Source organism: Kitasatospora sp. NPDC093558, from assembly GCF_040683475.1.
GTDB lineage: Bacteria > Actinomycetota > Actinomycetes > Streptomycetales > Streptomycetaceae > Kitasatospora.
Map to the genome: position 1 here is coordinate 1 of NZ_JBFBDY010000475.1, position 4,976 is coordinate 4,976.

5 protein-coding genes and 1 tRNA gene are annotated in these 4,976 nt (G+C 72.4%); 3 read left to right on the forward strand and 3 right to left on the reverse strand.

Annotated features, from left to right (window positions below):
• Window positions 1-427: TetR family transcriptional regulator (locus tag AB0O00_RS29450; protein ID WP_363656875.1), on the reverse strand; the 427-nt coding region annotated here is incomplete at its 3' end.
• A gap of 225 nt (window positions 428-652) precedes the next feature.
• Between AB0O00_RS29450 and AB0O00_RS29455 the strand changes: the two genes are divergently transcribed.
• On the forward strand, window positions 653-2,143 hold the full coding sequence (locus AB0O00_RS29455; RefSeq protein ID WP_363656883.1) for an MFS transporter: 1,491 nt from the start codon (window positions 653-655) through the stop codon (window positions 2,141-2,143).
• A gap of 142 nt (window positions 2,144-2,285) precedes the next feature.
• On the opposite strand, the gene AB0O00_RS29460 is transcribed toward AB0O00_RS29455, so the two are convergent.
• Window positions 2,286-2,834, reverse strand: coding sequence for a GNAT family protein (locus AB0O00_RS29460; protein WP_363656877.1), 549 nt, complete (start codon window positions 2,832-2,834; stop codon window positions 2,286-2,288).
• An 88-nt stretch (window positions 2,835-2,922) separates the two neighbouring features.
• Between AB0O00_RS29460 and AB0O00_RS29465 the strand changes: the two genes are divergently transcribed.
• Complete coding sequence (locus tag AB0O00_RS29465) at window positions 2,923-3,537, forward strand: TetR/AcrR family transcriptional regulator (RefSeq protein WP_363656879.1); 615 nt, start codon at window positions 2,923-2,925, stop codon at window positions 3,535-3,537.
• Window positions 3,538-3,783: 246 nt separating this feature from the next.
• Here the strand turns inward: AB0O00_RS29465 and AB0O00_RS29470 are convergent.
• Window positions 3,784-3,859 (reverse strand) — tRNA-Arg (locus tag AB0O00_RS29470).
• A gap of 650 nt (window positions 3,860-4,509) precedes the next feature.
• On the opposite strand from AB0O00_RS29470, the gene AB0O00_RS29475 reads away from it, so the two are divergent.
• Window positions 4,510-4,976 (forward strand): single-stranded DNA-binding protein (locus AB0O00_RS29475; RefSeq protein ID WP_363656881.1); only part of this gene is annotated, 467 nt, incomplete at its 3' end.

Sequence of the window (4,976 nt, forward strand, 5' to 3'; positions counted from 1 at the left end):
CGCGCGTCGCGAGGGCCGGGGTGTTGTGCACCAGCCGGACGACGTCGAGCACGACCCGGTCGTCGCTCAGGCCGGCGGCCGGGTCGAGCCGTTCCAGCGCGGCGAGGAAGTGGTCGCGCAGCGCGGCCACCGCCGAGACGCCCGGGGCGCGGTCGCGCACCACCCGGGCCGGCTCGTCGAGGTGCTGCTCCATCGGGCCCATGACCAGGTCTTCCTTGGTGGGGAAGTAGTTGAAGACGGTCATCTTGGACACCTCGGCGGCGGCCGCGATCTCGGCCACCGAGACCTGGTCGAAGCCGCGTTCGGCGAACAGCCCGATGGCCGCGCGGAAGATCCGGATGCCGGTCTGGATCTTCTTGCGCTCGCGCAGCGGGAGCGCGTCGAGGTCGCGGTCGGGGCCGAGGTCCAAGCCTTGATGGGTCGCCATGGTCCGACTGTACCAGGATCAAAGATGAGCTCGGATGAATGTTTGCCCCGGATGAAGAATCGAGTCGGCTAAAGAATTGACTCGGTACATGTTGCCTGTCATGGTGATGGACGTGCCGCCGGGCCGCACCGGTCCGGCTCCGAACTCGACCGCCCACGGGGGGACTCACCGATGGCATCCGACAGCCCGATGGCGCCCGAAAGCCTGATGGCGCCCGAAAGCCTGATGACACCCGCTCAGCGCAAGCTGGGCATGCTGCTCTGCCTGGTCACGATCGTGCTGGCCGTCCTCGACTCGAACATCGTGTCCGCGGCCACCGTGCCGATCGTCCGCGACCTCGACCCGGTCCACGGCGTCGACCGGCTGCCCTGGCTGGTCAGCGCGTTCGCCCTGGCCGCGACCGCCCTCCTGCCGCTCTATGGCAAGCTCTGCGACGTGTACGGCGCCAAGCGCGTGCTGCTCGGCGCGGTCGGCACCTTCCTGCTCGGCTCGGCGGCCTGCGGCGCGGCGCAGACGATGGGTCAGCTGATCGCCTTCCGTGCCGTCCAGGGCATCGGCGGCGGCGGGCTGATGAGCGTCACGATGGTCGTCATCGCCCACCTCAAGGACCCGGGCGAGCGCGGTCCCGGCAAGGGCGGCGCGATGGGCGGCATCGTCGCGGGCCTCGGCATGGCGATCGGCCCGCTGATCGGCGCGCTGTTCACCGACGGGGTGGGCTGGCGCTGGATCTTCTACGTGAACCTGCCGCTCGGCCTGCTCGTCCTGGCCGGCACCGCCCTGGTGATCAAGCTGCCGCCGGCCGCGGGCCGCCGGGGCCTGGACTTCCTCGGCGCCGGCCTCGCGGCGGCCTTCGCCACCGGGCTGCTGCTGGTCACCGAGTGGGGCGGCAAGGACTACGCCTGGACGTCCCCGGTGATCCTCGGGACGTCCGCCGCGACCCTCGCCGCGCTCGGCCTCTTCGTGTGGCGCCAGGCCACCGCCGCCGCACCGGTGCTGCCGCTCTCGCTGTTCCGGATCCCGGTCGTGCGGATCGGCTTCGCCGTCCAGGGCCTCGCCGGGATGGGCATGATGGGCGCGATCATGTACGTGATGATCTACCTGCAGATCGCCCGCGGGATCGCCCCGACCTCGGCCAGCCTCTACCTGATCCCGATGGCCGCCGGGATGACCGCGATCGGACTGCTGGTCGGCCGGCTGACCGCCCGCGGCCACGCGCCGCGCACCTTCCTGCTGGCCGGCTCCGGCTGTGCGGCGCTCGCCCTGGCCCTGCTCGGGCTCAGCGGCCCGGACACCGGCCTGTGGGCGGTCGGTCTCGAACTCGCCCTGCTCGGCGCCGGGTTCGGCCAGCTGATCGGGCAGCTGATTGTGATGGTGCAGGAGGCCGTCCCGCCGCACCACCTCGGGGTGGCGACCACCGGCGTCCGGTTTTTCCAGACCCTCGGCAGCGCGCTCGGGGCCGCGTTCTTCGGGACCGTGCTGGCCCGGATCTTCGCGGCGGGTGAGCCCGGCCGGTCGATGGGCGCGGTCCGGGTGCTGACCGGGGCGGCCCGCGACCACGCGGTGCGCAGCTTCACGGACGCCGTCGACGTCGTCTTCCTGTCGGCGGCCGGGGTGATGGGGCTGGTGCTGCTGCTCGCGCTGAGGCTGCGGACGCCGGCCGCGGAGGCGGCGGCCGAGGCGCCGGACGCGGGGGCCCGGCCGGTGCTGGCGGCCTGAGCGGGGCGCGTGTGCAGAAGGGCGGGGCCCGGTGGATCACAGGGGAGTCCACCGGGCCCCGCCCTTCGCGTGTCCGGGATGTGACCGCCGGACGTACCGCAGGCGCCGGCCCGCCGGCCCGCTCTTCGCGTGGCCGGGATCCTCAGGCCTGCGGCTTCCACTCGCTCGCGAGGATCGCCCAGATCTGCTTGTCGTGGCGGACGCCGTTGTGCGGGTACCACTCGCGCAGGGTGCCGTCCAGCGTCATGCCGACCCGCTCGGCCACGGCGCGGCTGCGGGCGTTCACGGCGGAGCACCACCACTCGGCGCGGTGCAGGCCCCGGGTGGTGAAGGCGTGGTCGAGCAGGTGGCGGACTGCGGCGGTGATCAGGCCGCCGCCCTCGCCGGCCGGCTCGGTCCAGGCGCCGATCTCGCAGACGCCGCTCTGGGTGCTGAAGCCGACGAACATCACGCCGCCGACGAGGGTGCCCTCGCGCCAGATGCCGTAGATCCGGCCGGCGTCGGCGGCCTGCTTGTCCGCGTAGCGCTGGAGGGTCGCGCGGGCCGAGTCGAGGTCGGTGGAGAAGGTGGCCCACGGGATCCACGGGTCGGTGTGGGCCCGGGCGCGGTCGATGTGGGCGAGGAACTCGGGGGCCTGCCACGGCTCCAGCGGGCGCAGTTCGGCGTTCTCGGCGAGCGGTACGGCAAACAAGGGTGGGGCCTTTCCGGGGAGTGCGCGGGACGGGCGTTCCGCCTGGAGCATCATTCATAACAAACGTTTGGTATGTACGATAGCCCCCATGACACCGGCCCGTGGAGACCATGACGCCCGCCGCCTCGAAGTCTCCGAGGGGGTCTGGCGGGTGCTCTCCACCCGCGGCTTCGAAGGGCTGACGCTGCGCGCGGTGGCCGCCGAACTGGGCGCCTCCACCGGCCTGCTGACGCACTACTTCCCTAACAAGCGGGCCCTGCTGGGGCACGCTCTGGAGGAGCTGGACCGGCGCTCCCTCTCCCGGCCCCGGCGCACCGCCCCGGCCGACGGCACCTCTCCGCCGCCCGCCGGGCTGGCCCGGCTGCGGGCCGCGCTGCTCGACGTCCTGCCGCTGGACGACGCCGCGGTGGCCGGCAACCGGATCTGGGTCGGCTCCTGGGACGTCGCCCTGGCGGACCCGGAGCTCGCCGCCGCCCACGCGGGCCGCTACGGGCGCTCGCGCGAGGCGCTGGCGGGCCACGTCGCGGACGCGCAGCGGCTCGGGGAGCTCCCGGCCGCGGCGGACGCCGGGGAGCTCGCGGCGGGCGTGCAGGCCTTCGTACTGGGACTGGTGGTGCAGGCGCTGTTCGCGCCGGGGGAGTTCCCGCCGGAGCGGCAGGTCGCACTCCTGGACGCGCACCTGGCGGGGCTGGCGGGGGCCTGAACCGTCGGAGGAGGCGGTGGGGCTCGGCGCGGCCGGGCGCGGGCCGCACTTGTGCCGAACTCACGCGGTGAGGGTGGATTCGCCGGATTTCCGTCGTTCGGCGGACGTCGCGCGTTTGGTCCGAAGTGGCGCCGAATGCCGGAGTGAGTTTCTCGCGGTGGCCATGACACGCATTGTCACGGGTTATGAGCGGTGCGTGTGCGGGCGATTTCCTGCCGCCGTGCCGGCGACCCGCGAATTGGCAGGTGGTGCCCCCAGCAGGATTCGAACCTGCGACCTACCGCTTAGAAGGCGGGTGCTCTATCCGCTGAGCTATGGGGGCGGGACGGACGGTGCCCGGGTGGGCGTGACCGTTGCCGGGATCGGGCGACGGGCGCCTGGGGCGCCCGGGTCCGGCCCCGTGCCTGAGGGGTGGGGGTGGGGGTTGGCAAGCCCTCGCCCTGTCGGGGACAGGATAAGGGTGTCCAGTTCCTCGGCCGGGTTCGACCGCACCGCCGTTGGTGTGTCGGCTCCGGTGGAGCGGTCCGATAATCGCAGGTGAACGCCGTGTGTGCAGCGTTCTGGCAGTGTTCCGCGCCGGACGTTGTGCAGTCGTTACGGGGCTGCCGCCTCACCCGTTATGGATTCGGCACGGAGAAACTACCGCGTGCGGCGCGGGTGGGGGACCCAATTCGGCTTCCTTCGGTCGGATGACGTGGGCGGACGTCGGCCGGTCCGCGTTCCCCGGCGGGCGGGAGCGGCCGGGAAGGGCGCCGATTGTTGTCATGTTCGCGAAGAGTTGGGGTCCGGCAGGGGTCCGAAGGGCGAAATTCACCCCTGCGAGTGACAAGAGTTTTCCACAAGGCCGAGTTGTCCACAGGATTTCGGAAGTTCCTGGCGTGGATTTCCCGTGAAGCGCACTCTCGTCCCGCACCGGTCGATTCCGTACGGTGCATCGGCGAGAACGGAGAGTGCGTCGTGAACGAGACTCAGGTGACGGTGATCGGCAATGTCGCGACGGAGGTCAGCTACGGCGAAACGTGCAGTGGCGTGCCGATGGCCAACTTCCGGCTCGCGTCCACCGAGCGCCGGTACGACCGCGAGCGCCAGTGCTGGGTGGACGGCGAGACGCAGTGGCTGACGGTGACGGCCTGGCGGGCGCTGGCGGTGAATCTGATCGGCTCGCTCTCCAAGGGCGATCCGGTGGTGGTGAGCGGCCGGCTCCGGGTGCGCGAGTGGGTCGAGGGCGAGGGCAGGCGCGGCCGGGCGGAGATCGATGCCAGATCGGTCGGACACGACCTCAACCGCGGGACCTCGGCGTTCCGTTGGGCAGCGGGTGCGCGAGGGCATCCGCCGGGGGCGGCCGGGGCGGCCGGGGGGGCCGGCGGCGCGAACGGGTTGGCGTCCGGCACCGCGGGCACGTCGTCGCGGGTGGGATCCGGAGGTGTGTTCGGTACGGT